Origin of the sequence: Lysobacter panacisoli, from assembly GCF_009765165.1 — a bacterium.
Classification (GTDB): Bacteria; Pseudomonadota; Gammaproteobacteria; order Xanthomonadales; family Xanthomonadaceae; genus Lysobacter_J; species Lysobacter_J panacisoli.
This window is the reverse complement of the sequence record NZ_VLNU01000001.1, coordinates 276,453-293,203: the sequence shown is the minus strand read 5'-3', so window position 1 is coordinate 293,203 and position 16,751 is coordinate 276,453. Positions and strand designations below refer to the sequence as shown.

Below are 16,751 nucleotides of genomic sequence, written 5' to 3'. Positions count from 1 at the left end.
ACGAGTTGTTGCGGCATGACTTTAGTCGCTGGCGGCGCGGACCCGCCTTGCCAATAGTGGCCGCTGCCGTGTCCACCCAGATGGAGTGCGCCATGAAGCCTTTCGCGATCGCCGCCTTGCCGATGCTTGCCTTCATGACGGTCGCCGGCGCGCAGGCGCCTGCCACGGCGCCCGTCGCGCGCATGAGCGCACCCGAATGCGAGGTGTGGGCACGCGAACTCAGCTTCGCGCAGTCGGTCGCACGGCACGATGCCGCCGCCTTCGCCACTCACCTGGAGAGTGACGCCGCGTTCGGCGCGAGCCGGCCCGAACCCACGCGCGCTCGCGACAACATCGCCAAGCGCTGGAGCGGGATCATCGAAGGCAAACGTCTCAGGCTGGAGTGGTATCCCACGCGCACGACGATCGCGGCATCGGCCGACGGCGGTGTCGGCGACATCGCTTGGTCGAGCGGGCCTTCGCTGTTCGAGGACCTGGATCCGAAGTCCCCGCAGCGCTATCGCATCGGCGCGTTCCATTCCGTCTGGCACCGTGGCGCGGACGGCGTCTGGCGCGTGCTCTTCGACGATGGCGTCGACCCGAAGCCGGTCAGCGAGGCCGATGCGGTGGCTTTCCGCGCGGGCCGCAAGGCGCAGTGTCCGCAAGCCTGACGTGGGCCTAAACGCCACCGCCGCGCGTCACGGCCGGTGGGCGACGGGCGGCGTATGGTGAGGCTACGGCGACTGCCGTCCTCCCCAGGTGATGCCATGAATCGCATGACCCGCAACCGCACCCTCATCGCCATCGCGCTGGCCGGTCTACTCGGCACCAGTGCGTTCGTCGCGTCCGCGCAGACGGCCGACGCATCGGCGCAGGCGCAGACCACGCAGGCCAACGCCGACGCACAAGCCGCCGCCGATGCGAAGGAGAAGCCGCGCATCGACGATTCCAAGTGCCTGCGCGAAACCGGCAGCCGCATCCGCTCCGCCGACCGCAAGTCGCGCTGTGCGGAAGTCGGCCGCGCCTACGATCGCGAGACGCTCGACAGCACCGGCCGCACCAACCTCGCCGACGCGCTGCGCGCGGTCGACCCGTCGGTGCACTGAGCCACGCGATGCGGACCTCGCCTATCGCGTTGCTGGCAACGTTGATCGCGCTGTCGATGGTCGTGCCTGTCGGTGCGCAACAGCCGCCGCGCATGCCGACGCGCGTCACGCCGCCGCCGTCGCAGGTCGGCGTGGACCGTTCGCGTGAAGCGCAGTCGGTCGACAGGCTCAACCGCGACCTCGACGCCGCCAGCCGCCGCGTGCAGGGCGACACGCTGCAGAACCAGCTCAAGCGTGGCGACGACCAGATGGCGGTCGACCGCGCCCGCATCGAGCGCGAGCGCGGGTCGGCCACGCCGGCCGAACAGACCCGGTTGCGCCAACAGCTCGACGCGCGCCAGTCCGAGCACGACGGCTGGCGTGCGGGCAAGGAACAGCAGCAGCAACAGCTCGAGGTGGAAGGCCTGCCGCCGCCTCCGCCGCCGAACGAAGTGAAGGCTCTCCCGATCGAGCCGCGCTGAGTCGCGCGGTCACGCGCTCGCCAGCAATCCTCGTAGCAACCGCTGCAACGACGCCTCATAGGTGCGCCGGAACGCGGCCTCGTCCAGGTTGAAGCGCCCCGCGCGATACAGCGCGATCAGCCCGTGCGTGTGCGCCCACAGCGTCATCGCCACGTCCCACACGTCGTCCTCGCGCAGCACGCCGGCGCGCATCGCGTCCTCCACCGCATCGGCCACGACATTGAGCGTGGGCGAACGGCGCGCGCGGAAATCCTCGGGGAATCGCCGCGCATCGCTGCGCGGCATCGAGAACGCCTGGTCGAACAGATGCGGATGCGCCAGCGCGTAGTCCAGGTAGATGCGCTGCACGGCGACGAGGCGTTCGAGCACGTCGCCACCGCGTCCGCGCGCGTCCCAGTGACGCGCGATCGCATCGAAGCTGTCGTCGCCGATGCGCTTGAGCAGCGCTTCGCGATTGGGGAAGTGCCGGTAGATCGCCATCGGCGACAACCCCACTGCCGCCGCGACGCGGCGCATGCTCACGCCCGCCGCACCCTCGCGTTCGAACAGCGTGCGCGCGGCGCGCAGGATGCGATCGGCGGTAGTGGCGGGGCGTGGCATGTGTACAGCGTAAACAAAAGCGCCGTCGATCGGGAGTTCGGCCCTTCCAGGGGCGCCTCGGACGCTGGAAGCGGATTCCGCACCGCGACACCGGCGCGATAATTCCGTCCACGCCTTCCATCGCCACGCCGCCGCGCGCGGCCGGCCCGTCGCCTGCCGGAGTTCCGATATGTCCACCCGCAAAGATCCCTCCCGCGTCATCCGTGCGCCGCGCGGCCCCGAGAAGACCTGCAAGTCGTGGCTGAGCGAAGCCGCGTACCGGATGATCCAGAACAACCTCGACGCCGAGGTCGCGGAGAATCCGACCGAGCTGGTCGTCTATGGCGGCATCGGCCGCGCCGCGCGCGACTGGGAAAGTTACGACGCGATCCTGAAGTCGCTGCGCGAGCTGGAGGACAACGAGACGCTGCTGGTGCAGTCCGGCAAGCCGGTCGGCGTGTTCCCCACGCACCCCGACGCGCCGCGCGTGCTGCTCGCCAATTCCAACCTCGTCCCGCACTGGGCGACGTGGGAAACCTTCAACGCTCTCGATAAGAAGGGCTTGATGATGTACGGCCAGATGACCGCCGGCAGCTGGATCTACATCGGCAGCCAGGGCATCGTGCAGGGCACGTACGAAACCTTCGTCGAGATGGGTCGCCAGCACTACGGTGGCGACCTCAAGGGCAAGTGGATCCTCACCGCCGGCCTGGGCGGCATGGGCGGCGCGCAGCCGCTCGCCGCATCGCTGGCGGGGGCATGCTCGCTCAACATCGAATGCCAGCAGAGCCGCATCGACATGCGTCTGCGCACGCGCTACGTCGACGAGCAGGCCAGCGACATCGACGACGCGCTCGCGCGCATCGAGAAGTACACGCAGGCCGGCGAAGCGCGCTCGATCGCGCTGCTCGGCAACGCCGCGGAAATCCTGCCCGAACTCGTGCGTCGCGGCGTGCGCCCGGATGCGGTGACCGACCAGACCTCCGCGCACGATCCGGTGCACGGTTACCTGCCGATCGGCTGGAGCGTGGAGCAGTGGCAGCGCATGCAGACCGAAGATCCCGGCCGCGTGCGCGACGCCGCCAAGAAGTCGATGCGCGTGCACGTCGAAGCGATGCTCGCCTTCGAGGACATGGGCATCCCGGTGTTCGATTACGGCAACAACATTCGCCAGATGGCGAAGGACGAAGGCTGCGAGAACGCGTTCGATTTCCCGGGCTTCGTGCCGGCCTACGTGCGCCCGCTGTTCTGCCGCGGTGTCGGTCCGTTCCGCTGGGTCGCGCTGAGCGGCGATCCGGAGGACATCTACAAGACCGACGCCAAGGTGAAGGAGCTGATCCCCGACGATGCGCACCTGCATCGCTGGCTCGACATGGCGCGCGAGCGCATCAGCTTCCAGGGCCTGCCGGCGCGTATCTGCTGGGTCGGCCTGGGTCTGCGCCACAAGCTGGGCCTGGCGTTCAACGAGATGGTCCGCAATGGTGAGTTGAAGGCGCCGGTCGTGATCGGCCGCGACCACCTCGACAGCGGCAGCGTGGCGTCGCCCAACCGCGAAACCGAAGCGATGAAGGACGGCAGCGATGCCGTGTCCGACTGGCCGCTGCTCAACGCGATGCTCAACGTCGCCGGTGGCGCGACGTGGGTGTCGCTGCACCACGGTGGCGGCGTCGGCATGGGCTATTCGCAGCATTCCGGTGTGGTCATCGTATGCGACGGTAGCGAGGAAGCCGACAAGCGCATCGCCCGCGTGCTGTGGAACGACCCCGGTACAGGCGTCATGCGCCACGCCGACGCGGGTTACGACATCGCGAAACAGTGCGCCAGGGAGCAGGGGCTCAAGCTGCCGATGCTGTGATGCGCCTTCGCATCCGGTGATCGCGAACGGCCCGGGCAACCGGGCCGTTTTTCGTTTCGGCGGCAACCAATCGATGGCGCTAGGATCGGTCCCCGTCATCCCGACTGGAGCCTCGTCCGATGCACCGCAGGGAATTCCTCCACGCCCTGGGGGCATCGTCGTTCGCGCTGGCGCTGCCCGGTTGCATGAGCACCGGCGGGAAACGGGACGGATCGGTGATGACAGTGACCGGTCCCATCGACGCCGACGCGATGGGCATGACGCTCGCGCACGAGCACCTCTACGCCGACCTGCGCCCGTACGCCGAGCAGATCGCCACGCCGATGCCGCCCGACGCCGATGACGTCGTCGACGTGGTGCTGCCGTACCTGCAACGGATCCGCAGCCTCGGCTGCCGCACGCTGGTGGATTGCACGGCGACCACGCTGGGGCGCGAGCCAGCGCTGCTGCGGCGGTTGTCGCAGGAAAGTGGCCTGAACGTGCTCACGACTACCGGCGCATACGTGTCGGCGGGCGGGCGCTTCATCCCGCCTTACGTGCGCGAGGAGGATGAGGGCTCGCTTGCTCGGCGCTGGATCGGCGAATGGCGCGACGGCATCGATGGCACCGGCGTGCGCCCGGGGCTCATCAAGCTCGGCATCGAGAACGATCCGCTCGACGACATCGAGCGCAGGATCCTGCGCGCCGCCGCCCGTACGCACCTCGAAACCGGCCTTGTCGTCGCCGCGCACACCGGTCCGTGGGCCGAGGTCGAGCCCGGTCGCAATGCACGCTGTGCGTTCGCCCAACTCGACCTGCTCGAACGCGAAGGCCTTTCGCCGTCGGCGTGGATCTGGGTGCATGCGCAGAACGAAGCCGACGGCCGCCACCACGTCGAGGCCGGCCGGCGCGGCGCATGGGTGTCGTTCGACGGTTACCGTCCGGGGCCGGCCGGGGCATACGTGGCGATGATCGGTCGCATGCGCGAGGCCGGCCTGCTGGAACGCGTCCTCGTTTCGCAGGATGCGGGCTGGTACAACGCGGGCCAGCCGCGCGTCGGCGAGTTCAAGCCCTTCGATCCGCTGTTCACTTCGCTGATTCCGGCCCTGCGCGAAAACGGTTTCGACGAGGACGCGATCGGTACGCTGTTCGTGCGCAATCCTGCGCACGCCTTCGCCGTGCGGGTCCGGTCGCGCCGCGCCGCCTGAGCCTGTCCGCTTCTTCCCCGCATCGTCGTTCTCATGGCGACGGTTTCGTGGAGCGTGGACGATGGCGGTCATCTCGAATGCGGGCGCGGCGCGTCGGCCGGGGTTGTGGGGCACGGGCAGCACGATCTGGATCTGGGCGTTGCTGGCGCTGGCGGTGGCTGGGTTCTGGCCGAGTTACGTGCGGCGCTTCGGCGAGGCCGACGCGGTCACGCACCTGCATGCGGGGCTGATGCTGTCGTGGTTCGCGATGCTGTTCGTGCAGCCGTGGCTTGTGCGTACGCGGCGGATGGCGCTGCACCGGACGGTCGGCAAGTTCTCGTACGTACTGGTGCCGATGATCGTGTTGACCTGCGTATGGCTGTCGCGCCTGCGCATGGGCGCGGCGACGCCGCAGAGTCTCGGCTTCCAGTCGTTCATCCTCTACCTCGCGTTGTCCGCATCGACCATCCTGCTGATCTCGTGGGCGCTGGCGATCGCGTATCGCCACGACACCGCGCTGCACGCGCGCTACATGGTCGGCACCGCGTTCACCCTGATCGATCCGGCGCTGGCGCGGTTGCTCGCCACGACGATGCCGAGCCTGGGACCGAAGATTCCGCTGATCAGCTTCGGCCTGCTGTTCCTCATCCTCGGCGTGCTGATCTGGCGCGACCGCGGACGCCACGGCCAGCGCGCCTTCGTGGTGCTCGCGGTGCTGTTCGCGATCGAGTTCGGGCTGATGCAGGTGCTGCCGCGTTCGGCGGCATGGCTGGACTTCGCGCGCTGGTGGGGTGGGTTGGCGTAAGCGGGTTCGCGCCCGCACGTCGCAATTCCTGCGACAGGGGCATGGCAGGATGATCGTGGTGCCTGCGCGGACGCGCGGGAATGGACCACGTGCATCCGTGCCGGTGCACCACGCAGGGAACCGCATGCTCACCACACTCGCCGTCGCCCATTACCGTTCGCTGCGCGAGCTGGTCGTGCCGATGACCGGCCTCAACCTGGTCACCGGTGCGAACGGCAGCGGCAAGTCCAACCTGTATCGCGCGCTGCGGCTGCTCGCCGAAACCGCGCGCGGTGGCGTGATTCCCGCGCTGGCGCGCGAAGGTGGGCTGGCCTCGACGCTGTGGGCGGGGCCGGAGCGCCTGTCCGCGCGAATGCAGCGCGGCGAAGTGCCGGTGGAAGGCTCGGTGCGGCAGGAGCGCGTGTCGCTGCGACTGGGCTTCGCCGGCGACGAGTTCGGCTATGCCATCGACCTGGGTCTGCCGATACCGTCGAACTCCGCGTTCGCGCGCGATCCGGAGATCAAGCGCGAAGTCATCTGGAGCGGCCCGTTCCTGCGCAGCGCGAACGTGCTGGTGGATCGCCACGGGCCGGTCGTGCGTGTGCGCGAAGGGCGTGGCTGGCGCATCGCGGCGGAACACCTGAGCGGATTCGAAAGCCTGTTCGACCACGTCGCCGATCCTGCGTCGGCGCCTGAGGTTCTGGTTCTGCGCGAGCGTATCCGTGGCTGGCGCTTCTACGACCACTTCCGCTCGGACCACGAAGCACCGGCACGCCTGCCGCAGCTCGGCACGCGCACACCGGTGCTGAGCCACGACGGCCGCGACCTCGCCGCCGCATGGCAGACCATCCGCGAGATCGGCGATGCGGAGTCGCTCGACGATGCGGTGCGCGATGCGTTTCCCGGCGCGCGTGTGACGATCCAGGGCGACGATGGTCACTTCCTCCTGCACTTCGACCAGGAAGGCTTGTTGCGGCCCTTGTCCGCGGCGGAACTGTCGGATGGCACGTTGCGCTACCTGCTGTGGATCGCTGCGCTGCACACGCCGCGGCCGCCGGAGCTGATGGTGCTCAACGAACCGGAGACCAGCCTGCATCCCGACCTCCTGCCGGCGCTGGCCCGCCTGATCGCGGCGGCGTCGCGACGCTGCCAGGTGTGGGTGGTGTCGCATGCGCCACGCCTGATCGCGGCGTTGGAAGCGGAGCCCGACTGCAATACCTTGCAGCTGGAAAAGGCGTTCAGTCAGACCACGCTGCTGGGGCAGGGGCTGCTGGATGCGCCGGCCTGGCATTGGCCGGAACGCTGAACGCGCCGGATCTGTCGATCCGGCCCTGCGTGGTTCGTCAAGGAAATGAGCGGCCGTCTCGCGCCGCAACAGGATGATGCGAATGAACAACGAGCAGGACCGCACCACGGTCGTATCGACGGACGGCGGCGCCGTCGCGGAGACGTCCCACTCGCTCTGGTCCGAGCTGCGCGACGCGATCCGCGGCACCAATGCGGATTACACGAAGATCCCGCTGCGCCGCGCGGTGTTCCTGCTCGCGGTGCCGATGGTGTTGGAGCTTGTGCTGGAGTCCACCTTCGCGGTGGTGGACATCTACTTCGTCGCCAAACTCGGCCCATCGGCGGTGGCGACGGTGGGCCTGACCGAGACCTACCTGTTCCTGCTGTATTCCATCGCGATGGGACTGGCGATGGCGATCACCGCGATCGTCGCGCGGCGCATCGGCGAGGGCAAACGCGAGGAAGCGGCGATCACCGCGGTGCAGGCGATCTTCATCGCGCTGCTGGTGTCGGTACCGGTGGCGGTGGTGGGCATCGTGTTCCCGCAGGATCTGCTGCGGCTGATGGGCGCCGACGCGTGGAGCATCGAACACGGGTATCGCTACACGCAGTGGATGCTCGGCGGCAACGCCGTGATCATGCTGCTGTTCGTCATCAACGCGATCTTCCGCGGCGCGGGCGATGCAGCGATCGCGATGCGCGTGCTGTGGCTCGCCAACGGCCTGAACATCCTGCTGTGCCCGCTGCTGATCTTCGGACTCGGCCCGATCCCCGCGATGGGCGTGGAAGGCGCGGCCATCGCGACCAACATCGGGCGCGGCGCGGGCGTGGCGTTGCAGCTGTGGGTGCTGTTCCGCGGCGGCAAGCACATCCGCGTGGCCGCTTCGCAGCTGGCGTGGCAGGGTGCGGTGCTGTGGAGCGTGATCCGAACGTCGCTCGGCGGCATCGGCCAGATGCTCGTGTCCATGACCTCGTGGATCTTCCTGATGCGCATCCTGTCCAGCATCGGCAGCGATGCGGTGGCCGGCGCGACCATCTCGATCCGCATCATGATGTTCACGCTGATGCCGGCCTGGGGCATGTCCAACGCGGCGGCGACACTGGTCGGACAGAACCTCGGCGCCGGCCACGCCGAGCGCGCGGAAGCGGCGGTGTGGCGCATCGGCTGGTACAACATGGCCTTCACCATGCTGGTGTCGGTGGCGTTCTTCATCTTCCACGAGCAGTTGATCGCGTTCTTCACCAGTGATCCGGAAGTGATCGCGGTCGGCAGCGAATGGCTGCGGATCCTGTCGTACTCGTACTTCGTCTACGGCTGGTGGATGGTCGCGGTGCAGGCCTTCAACGGCGCGGGCGACACGGTCACGCCGACCAAGATCAACATCGTGTTCTTCTGGCTGATCCAGATCCCGCTGTCGTACGCGCTGGCGATCTCGCTGGGCTGGCAGCATTCGGGCGTGTTCTGGGGCGTGTTCGTCTCGGAAACCTCGGTCGGCCTGTTCACCCTGTGGCTGTTCTCGCGCGGCAAATGGAAGACCGTGCAGGTATGACGGCTTGACGCGGGCGCGGCGGATGCGTTTGCTTGGAGCTTTCCCGGCAGGCGCATCCGCATGGCCCCGCACGTCCTCGACAACCCGATCTGGAACACGCTCAACACCCGCCACCGCGCGATCGCACGCACGCACGGCGAGGTCGCGCGCTATCCCGCGCAGATCGCGCCGTTCATCGGCGTCGCGCACGATGGCGTCGACACGCGCGAGGCGCTGCCGGCACTGCTCGAACCCGGCGAGACCACGTTGCTGCTCGGCGTGCTGCCTCAGGTACCGGAGGGCTACGAAACGCGCCTGCTGGCGATGCTCGCGCAGATGGTGTGCGTGGAACCGGTGGAAGAGGTCGACGGGCCGGAGATCATCGAGCTTGGCGAGGCCCACCGGCAGGACGTGCTCGACCTGACCGCGCTGGTGTATCCGCACTACTTCCGTCCGTACACGATGTCGCTTGGACGCTACTTCGGCATCTACCAGGAAGGCCGGCTGGCCGCGATCATCGGCGAGCGCATGGGCACGCCCGAATGGCAGGAAGTCAGCGCGGTCTGCACGCATCCGGATTTCCTCGGGCGCAGCTACGCGCGCCGGCTGCTGGCGATGCTCGGCAACGACATCCTCGCCAGCGGACGCACGCCGTACCTGCACGTCGCGCAGGAGAACCAGCGTGCGGTCGATCTGTACCTGCGCAGCGGCTATACGCAGCGCCGCGAGATCCCGTTCTGGTCGCTGCAGCGGCATGCCTGAACGGCGCGCTGTCACATCGCGGACACGAAAGTGCAGCACAGTCGTCGGACCGATGTCATGAGTCCGTGCCGATGAAGCCTGTCCTCCTGCGCGCCGCGCTGGTGCTGTTCGCGCTGCTCGTTCCCGCGATCGCCGCCGCGCAGTCCTACGTGCCGATCGAGCAGCGCCTGAGCGCGGATCAGTTGCGCAGCGTCGGCCTCACGCCAGTGCAGCTGGAGCAGCTCAACCGGATGCTGCGCGAGGCGCAGGAGACGACGCCGGTCGCGCCCGTCGCGGCGCCCGCCGCCGTGGCGGCGACGACGGCCGCGAGTCCCGCGCATGCGGACGCCCACGGTGCGGGTCGCGATCCGTCCTCGCTGATCGGATTCAACGACGAGCCCGTGCGCAGCCGCCTGAAAGGACCGGTCAGCGGCTGGTCGCCAGGCACCGTGTTCGAGCTGGAGAACGGCCAGCAGTGGAAGGTGCTCAAGGGCGCGCTGAAATTGCCGAAGACACTGGAATCGCCGGAGATCATGGTGATTCCGGGCGTCGCGGGACGCTGGTTCCTGCAGGTCGACGAAGACATGCCGAAGGCGCGCGTCTACCGCATCGACTGAGCGCGCGGCGACGCTCAGCCGCGCTTGTGGCTGGGCAGCGGCGGTAGCGAATCCAGATAGGCCCAGATCGCGCGCAGTTCCACTTCCTGCATCCGGCTGTACGACCGCCACGGCATCATGCGGTGCAGTTCGCGTCCGTCGGGGCGCTGGCCCGTGCGCATCACGTGCAGGAAATCCGCTTCGCTCCACGACGCCAGTCCGCTGGCATGCGGCGTGAGGTTCGCCGACGGCGGCGTGCCCGGTTCCAGGACCAGGCCGCCGGAGAAATCGCTGCGGTGGCATCCGGTACAGACCTGCGCGACGTAGCGACCGTAGGCCGCGTCCGCGGCTGCCGGCGGCGCCTTGCGCTCGCGCGGCGAGTGATCGACGCGTTCGGCCGGCACCAGCGGCAACTGCCCGAACAGGTACAGCACGCGGCCGAGCGGGCGAACCTGCGTGCGGTCCGCTTCGTTCGCGACTTCGGGCAGGGTGCGCAGGTAGCGGATGATCGACGCGACGTCGTGGTCGTCCAGGTCGGTGTAGTCGCCGGTGGGCATGATCATCAGCGGCGTGCCGTCCGGACGCACGCCGTGGCGGATCGCGGCGGCGAACGCATCGTCGGTCCACGCGGGATCGCGCACGCTGCGGGTGAGGTTGCTCGGCACGATGCGGATCACGTTCGGCGCATCGATCAGCAGCTTGCCAGCGCCGTCCGCGCCGTGGCAGTCGCTGCAGCCGCGCGTGGCGAACAGATGCCGGCCGTGTTCGAGCGATGCGCCAGCAACGGCCTGCGCCAGCGGCGGATCCTGCACGGGCCAGGTCCTGCCCAGCGCCTGTTCGCTGAGCGCCCACGCGGTCGCGAACACGCCCGCCACCGCCACTGCCACCACGACCAGGGTCAGCCCGATCCACTTCGCCACACGCCGCATGTCCGTCGCTTTCCGATGAATGTGCCAGCCGATTACGGCAAGGGCCGGCGCGACAGGACAGCGGCGATCGAGCGAAGGTTCAGCCGGCGCTTTCGCGGGCCAGCTGCTGGCACAGCGCGGCGGTGGCCTCGTCGACCGGGAAGCAGCATTCGATGCGCAGCTCCTCCAGGGTCACGTCGCGCGGCGTACCGAAAGTGGTGATGGTGGAGAAGAAGCGCAGGCGATGTTCGTCGCGGCGCAGCACGGTGGTCAGCAGCGGCGTCGGCGCGGCGTCGAGGTCGCGCAGACGCCAGCGCGCCGGCACGCCCGGATAGGCGAGCACCTCGTCCAGCAGCGCCCGCGCGGTGTCGTCGGACGGCGCGGCCGCGACCTCGCCGTGCAGGTGGCGGATCAGGTCGCCCGCCACTTCCTCCCAGTTGTCCACCGCGCCGCGCAGGTCGGCGGGATCGAAGATCTGCCGGATCATGTTGGCGTGCGCGCTGGGGCGGCCGTGCATCACGAAGCCGTTGACGCGCATCGCCGCGGCGTTGGCCATCAGCACGTCCCAGTGCCGATTGAGCACGAACGCCGGATACGGTTCCTGCTGGGCGAGGATGAACTCGATCGCGCGTCGCACCTGCGCCAGCTCCGGCGTTGCCAGCGCAGTCTCGGGATAGCGCGGCGCGAAGCCGGCTGCGACCAGCATCGCGTTGCGCTCGCGCAGCGGCATGTCGAGCGCGTCGGCGAGCCGCGCGATCATCTCGCGACTCGGCTGCGACTTGCCGGTTTCCACGCAGCTCAGGTGGCGCGGCGAGACGTTGGCTTCCAGCGCGAGGTCGAGCTGGCTCAGCCGTCGCGCGGCACGCCATTCGCGCAGCAGCGCGCCCAGGCGGGTGGGGGCGGGAGAGGCGAGGGCGGCACGGTCCATGCGGCGAGGATAAGCGGGCGGCCGACGCGGAACCATGACCTGCCAGGTCATGGCGGCATGACCTCGCGCTTCGTTGAGCCGGTGCGGCGTTGGGCGAATGATCCTCGCCGAATCGGGGAGCGTTTCCCCGAACGGAGCGTCCCCATGCAACGCAGGCAATTCCTCGGGCTCACCGTCGGCGCCATCGCGGCCGGCATGGCCAGCGGTCGCGCGATGTCGTTCGTCGGCGACGCGCCGGCTGCCATCGCCACCACCGACGCGCAGGACGCGGCGGCCTTCCTTGCGGCGCGCCGTTTCGTGCGTACGTCGTTCGGCAACATCGCGTACGTCGAACGCGGGCAGGGCGAGGCAGCGCTGTTCCTGCACGGCTTCCCGCTCAATGGCTTCCAGTGGCGTGGCGCGCTGGCGCGGCTGTCGCCGTACCGTCGCTGCATCGCGCCGGACTTCCTCGGCCTGGGCTATACCGAAGTCGCGACGGGCCAGAGCCTCGCGCCCGATGCGCAGGTGGCGATGCTGGCCGAACTGCTCGATCGCCTTTCGGTGGAGCGCGTTGACCTGATCGCCAACGACAGCGGCGGGCAGGCGGCGCAGCTGTTCCTGGCGAAGTATCCGCAGCGCGTGCGCTCGCTGCTGCTGACCAATTGCGATTCGGAGGTCGAATGCCCGCCACCGGCGTTGCAACCGGTGATCGCACTCGCGCGCGAAGGCCGCTTCGTTTCCGAATGGCTGGCGCCGTGGCTGGCCGACAAGGCGCTGGCGCGTTCACCGCAGGGACTGGGCGGCCAGACCTTCACGCATGCGGAGAATCCGGGCGATCTGGCGATCGACACGTATCTGGGCCCGCTGGTGCGCAACGCCGATCGCACCAACGCGTTCGCCATCGCGCTCGACCGCAACTGGCTGGACGGCATCGGCCCGGCGCTTAAGGCCAGCCGGGCGCCGACGCGGATCGTCTGGGGCACCGGCGACACCATCTTCAGCGAACGTGGCGCGAAGCACCTGGACGCCAGCTTCGGCGATTCGCGCGGGGTGCGTCGCGTGGACGGGGCGCGGCTGTTCTTTCCGGAGGAATTCCCCGACCTCATCGCGGCCGAAGCGCGCGCGTTGTGGGGCGTTGCGTAAGCACGCTGGACCGGCGGCCCGTCGCGCCGATGGACGGAGCCGCCGGCCGGCACGAACGCCAACGCCTTCACAACCATGTACAGGCGGATCTGCCACGCTCAGCGCCCGACCGCAGGCGCGCCGTCCCGGCGTGCGGGGCCACGGAGCGATGTCATGGAGTACACCGTTCGAGGGGTGGTACGGGTGTGGGTTCTGGGCGTGGCCGCGATGCTCGCGGCCTGTGGCGGTGGCGGGGGCGGCAGCGAAACGCCGATACGCGCGCCGACCGACCTCGCGCCGACGTTTTCATCCAGCGCGTCGGCGACCGTGCCCGAAGGCACGACCGGCGTGTTCTACACCGCCATCGCCACCGATCCGGAAGGCAAGGCGGTCACCTATGCGCTGGGCGGCGGCGCCGACCAGGCGCGTTTCCGCATCACCGCGACCGGCGCGTTGTCGTTCATCACGCCGCCGGACTTCGAAAGTCCCGCCGATGCGAACAACGACAACATCTATCTGGTGAGCATCAACGCCAGCGATGGCACGCAGACCGGAACGCTCGCGCTGGCGGTCACCGTCACCGATGTCGTCGGCTCGCCGCTGCGCGTGCGCCGGGTAGTGAGCGGGATGAATTTCCCGATGTTCCTCGCCCCCGTGCCGGACGGCTCCGGGCGCGTGTACGTGGTCGAACGCGCCGGGCGCGTGCGCATCCTCACGCCGAGCACCGGGGCGATCCTCGCGACGCCGCTGCTCGACATCGTCGGCCAGGTCGCCACCGACGGCGAACGCGGCCTGCTCGGTTTCGCGACCGCGCCGGATTTCGCCACCAGCGGTCGCTTCTACGTGTATCTCACCGTCACCGACGGCACCATCGAAGTGCGTCGCTACCAGACGCTGACCAACAACCGCGACCAGGCCGATCCGGCCAGCGGCGACGCGATCCTGCGCATTCCCCATCCGCGCACCAACCACAACGGCGGTTGGATTGGCTTCGGACCCGACAGCCTGCTCTACATCGCCACCGGCGACGGCGGCGGCGCGGGCGATCCGGACGACAACGCGCAGAACACCGGCCGCCTGCTCGGCAAGATCCTGCGCATCGATCCGTCCAGCGATGCGTTCCCCAGCGATCCGAACCGCGATTACGCGATTCCCGCGGGCAATCCGTTCGCGGTCACCGGCGGCGCGCCGGAAGTGTGGGTCTACGGCCTGCGCAATCCGTTCCGCAACAGCTTCGATCCGCTCACCGGAAACCTGCTGGTGGGCGACGTGGGTCAGGACACGGTCGAAGAGATCGACCTGCTGCGTCCCACCGACGGCGGCGCCAACCTGGGCTGGCCGATCATGGAAGGCACGGAACCGCTCCGCGGTGGATCGACCATCGGCCTGAAGGCGCCCGCCGCCGAATACCGCCACGGTTCCGGCCCGCGCGAAGGCAGCTCGGTCACTGGCGGCCACGTCTATCGCGGGCCGCTGGAACTGCTGCGCGGCGAATACATCTTCGCCGACTTCATCCAGCCGAACGTGTGGTCGATCAGCATCGAGAGCATGCTGCCGGGCATCACGATTCCCTCGTCGAGTTTCCGCCTGCGCAATGCCGACTTCACCCCTGACGTGGGCGCGATCAACAACGTCGTCAGCTTCGGCACGGACAGCGCGGGCAATCTCTACATCGTCGATTTCGATGGCGAGATCTTCGTGATCGAACCCGTCCCGGGCGGTGCGCCGCTGGCGATGTCGTTGGCCGCGCCGCAGCGCATCGACGACGCGGACGCGGACTCGATGGCCGCACGCATGCTGCGCGGATGGCTCGCGCGACGCGGCTACTGACGACGCGGTTATCGGCGATGTAGCAGGTGCGGTTCTCGCAGCATGCGACTTGAACGCGTGGCCGATGGCACAGGCATCGGCCACGCGCAGCCACTACCATCGACGCACTACCTGGGCAGGAGCCTCGTCATGGTGCGATTCGCGGGCGGTTGGTGCAGCGTGTTGTCGTTGGGACTGATGGTGGGAACGGTGCATGCGGCCGACCGGGACGGGCCTTCGAAACAGGTGATGGCGATGGCCGACGAGTTCGTCGCGCTCTCGCTCGAATACGATCCTTCGCCGGCGTACTACGAAGTCCTGCCGCTCAAGCGCCACGACTACCTGCCGCGAAATTCCGCGACCGACAACGCGAAGCTCGACGCGAGCGAGGACACGCTGTGGGCGCGCCTGCAGCGCATCGATCGCAGCCGCCTCGACGGACAGCAGCCAAAGCTCGCGTACGCGCAGATGCGCGACCTGCTGGATACCAGCCGCGGTTTGCGTGTGTGCAAGGCCGAGAACTGGAACGTCAACCACATGTTCGGTTGGCAGAACACTTTCACCGACCTGGCCGACCGCCAGCCGGTGGCGACGGCAGACGAACGCGCGCAGGCGCTGAAGCGCTGGCGCACGCTGCCGGTGTTCGTCGCCAACGAGATCGCCAACCTGCGCACCGGCATGAAGGAGGGCTACACCGCGCCCAAGGCGGTGGTGGCGCGCGTGGTCAAGCAGCTCGACGGACTGCTCGCCGTATCGCCGCGCGAATCGCCGTACTACGCGCCGGCGCGGAATGCGAAGGACGAGGCGTTCGCCAAGGACTTCGAGGCCGTCGTCGCGCAGGACATCCAGCCTGCGCTCAAGCGTTATCGCGATTTCCTCGTCGACGAGTACCAGCCCAAGGCGCGCGACACGCTCGGTCTGTCCGCGATGCCGCACGGTGAGGCCTGCTATCGCGCGATGCTGCGCATGTACACCACGCTCGACCGCGCGCCGAAGGACGTGTTCGAACTGGGCCAGCGCACCGTGGCCGACAATCTCGCGCGCGTGCAGGAGCTCGGCCAGACGATGTTCGACACGCGCGACCTGCCGACCATCGTCAAACGCGTCGACGAAGCGCGCGACAACCGTTTCGCCTCGGCGGACGAACAGCTGCAGTTTTCGCGCGGACTGCTCGGTCGCGCGCGCGAACTGAGCGCGCCGTACTTCGCGGCGATGCCGGCGCAGCCGGCGGCGGTGGAACCGCTCAAGCCCGAGCAGCGCAACACCGGTGTCAGCTCGCACTACGAGCCGCAGCCCGACGAGAAACTGCCGGGTGTGTATCGCATCAACCTCGACCATCCCGATGCGGACCGTCGCGGCGCGGCCGAGATCACGCTCGTGCACGAAACCTGGCCTGGCCACCACCTGCAGCTCGCCGCCGCGCGCGATGTAGGCGAGCGCCATCCGCTGTCGGCACTGGCCTTCAATTCCGCCTACGTCGAGGGCTGGGCGCGCTATTCCGAGGCGCTGAGCGAGGAGGCCGGGATCTACACCACGCCTTACGCACAGATCAGCCGGCGCCTGTGGCCCGCGCGCGGCATGGTGCTGGATCCGGGCATCCACCTGTATGGCTGGACGCGCGAGCAGGTGGTGAAGTACGTGGCCGAGAGTGGGCGCTTCTCGCCCGAGACCGCGGCCGACATGGTCGATCGCGTCGCGGCGATGCCCGGCCAGCTGACCGCCTACGATTCCGGTGGCCTGGAGATCGTCGCGCTGCGTCACGAGGCGGAAGCCGCGCTGGGGCCGCGTTTCGACATCCGTGCCTTCCACCAGCAGGTGCTTGGCGACGGCGTGGTCCCGCTGGGCTACCTGCGCGAGCGCGTGCAGGCGTGGATCGCCGAACAGGGCCGGGCCAACGCGGCGGCGTCGCGTTGATCGGAGTC

Annotated in this window: 16 protein-coding genes; 13 read left to right on the top strand and 3 right to left on the bottom strand. The window is 68.8% G+C overall.

From position 1 onward, the window contains the following. The first annotated feature begins 92 nt into the window (after positions 1-92). From FOF45_RS01465 to FOF45_RS01455, 3 genes are all read left to right on the top strand, one after another. Complete coding sequence (locus FOF45_RS01465) at positions 93-650, top strand: YybH family protein (RefSeq protein ID WP_233264021.1); 558 nt, start codon at positions 93-95, stop codon at positions 648-650. A gap of 96 nt (positions 651-746) precedes the next feature. Beyond that, positions 747-1,085 (top strand): hypothetical protein, encoded by a 339-nt coding sequence (locus FOF45_RS01460; protein ID WP_158982263.1) that lies wholly within the window; start codon positions 747-749, stop codon positions 1,083-1,085. A gap of 8 nt (positions 1,086-1,093) precedes the next feature. Beyond that, the gene (locus FOF45_RS01455; protein ID WP_158982262.1) at positions 1,094-1,546 is read left to right on the top strand and encodes a hypothetical protein; all 453 of its coding nucleotides are present in this window, start codon (positions 1,094-1,096) and stop codon (positions 1,544-1,546) included. 9 nt (positions 1,547-1,555) lie between these two features. Here FOF45_RS01455 and FOF45_RS01450 read toward each other — a convergent pair whose 3' ends face one another. After that, a complete protein-coding gene (locus FOF45_RS01450; protein ID WP_158982261.1) occupies positions 1,556-2,146 on the bottom strand; it encodes a TetR/AcrR family transcriptional regulator in 591 nt (196 codons plus the stop codon). Between the two features lie 169 nt (positions 2,147-2,315). Here FOF45_RS01450 and hutU point away from each other — a divergent pair, with 169 nt between their 5' ends. The 7 genes from hutU to FOF45_RS01415 all read left to right on the top strand — a co-directional run bounded on the left by hutU (position 2,316) and on the right by FOF45_RS01415 (position 10,104). Then, positions 2,316-3,980 (top strand): urocanate hydratase, encoded by a 1,665-nt coding sequence (gene hutU / locus FOF45_RS01445; protein WP_158982260.1) that lies wholly within the window; start codon positions 2,316-2,318, stop codon positions 3,978-3,980. Between the two features lie 119 nt (positions 3,981-4,099). Further along, positions 4,100-5,167, top strand: coding sequence for a phosphotriesterase family protein (locus tag FOF45_RS01440; RefSeq protein ID WP_158982259.1), 1,068 nt, complete (start codon positions 4,100-4,102; stop codon positions 5,165-5,167). A gap of 61 nt (positions 5,168-5,228) precedes the next feature. Next, positions 5,229-5,951 carry a hypothetical protein gene (locus FOF45_RS01435; protein ID WP_158982258.1) on the top strand — a complete coding sequence of 241 codons (723 nt, stop codon included), beginning with the start codon at positions 5,229-5,231 and terminating at the stop codon, positions 5,949-5,951. 124 nt (positions 5,952-6,075) lie between these two features. Continuing rightward, complete coding sequence (locus tag FOF45_RS01430; RefSeq protein WP_158982257.1) at positions 6,076-7,236, top strand: AAA family ATPase; 1,161 nt, start codon at positions 6,076-6,078, stop codon at positions 7,234-7,236. A gap of 82 nt (positions 7,237-7,318) precedes the next feature. Continuing rightward, a complete protein-coding gene (locus FOF45_RS01425) occupies positions 7,319-8,767 on the top strand; it encodes an MATE family efflux transporter (protein ID WP_158982256.1) in 1,449 nt (482 codons plus the stop codon). A gap of 60 nt (positions 8,768-8,827) precedes the next feature. Next, positions 8,828-9,508: a GNAT family N-acetyltransferase gene (locus FOF45_RS01420; protein WP_158982255.1), complete on the top strand. Its 681-nt coding sequence runs from the start codon at positions 8,828-8,830 to the stop codon at positions 9,506-9,508. A 71-nt stretch (positions 9,509-9,579) separates the two neighbouring features. After that, on the top strand, positions 9,580-10,104 hold the full coding sequence (locus FOF45_RS01415) for a hypothetical protein (RefSeq protein WP_158982254.1): 525 nt from the start codon (positions 9,580-9,582) through the stop codon (positions 10,102-10,104). A gap of 14 nt (positions 10,105-10,118) precedes the next feature. Here the strand turns inward: FOF45_RS01415 and FOF45_RS01410 are convergent, their stop codons facing one another. Both FOF45_RS01410 and FOF45_RS01405 read right to left on the bottom strand, forming a co-directional pair. Continuing rightward, positions 10,119-11,003, bottom strand: a complete 885-nt coding sequence (locus FOF45_RS01410; RefSeq protein ID WP_158982253.1) for a cytochrome c4 — start codon at positions 11,001-11,003, stop codon at positions 10,119-10,121. Positions 11,004-11,091: 88 nt separating this feature from the next. Further along, positions 11,092-11,919, bottom strand: a complete 828-nt coding sequence (locus tag FOF45_RS01405; RefSeq protein ID WP_158982252.1) for a helix-turn-helix domain-containing protein — start codon at positions 11,917-11,919, stop codon at positions 11,092-11,094. Positions 11,920-12,063: 144 nt separating this feature from the next. On the opposite strand from FOF45_RS01405, the gene FOF45_RS01400 reads away from it, so the two are divergent. The 3 genes from FOF45_RS01400 (at position 12,064) to FOF45_RS01390 (ending at position 16,743) form a co-directional block, all read left to right on the top strand. Next, positions 12,064-13,041 (top strand): alpha/beta fold hydrolase, encoded by a 978-nt coding sequence (locus FOF45_RS01400; RefSeq protein ID WP_158982251.1) that lies wholly within the window; start codon positions 12,064-12,066, stop codon positions 13,039-13,041. Between the two features lie 153 nt (positions 13,042-13,194). Continuing rightward, positions 13,195-14,850 (top strand): PQQ-dependent sugar dehydrogenase, encoded by a 1,656-nt coding sequence (locus FOF45_RS01395; RefSeq protein WP_158982250.1) that lies wholly within the window; start codon positions 13,195-13,197, stop codon positions 14,848-14,850. 129 nt (positions 14,851-14,979) lie between these two features. Then, positions 14,980-16,743 (top strand): DUF885 domain-containing protein, encoded by a 1,764-nt coding sequence (locus FOF45_RS01390; protein WP_158982249.1) that lies wholly within the window; start codon positions 14,980-14,982, stop codon positions 16,741-16,743. Positions 16,744-16,751: the final 8 nt, after the last annotated feature.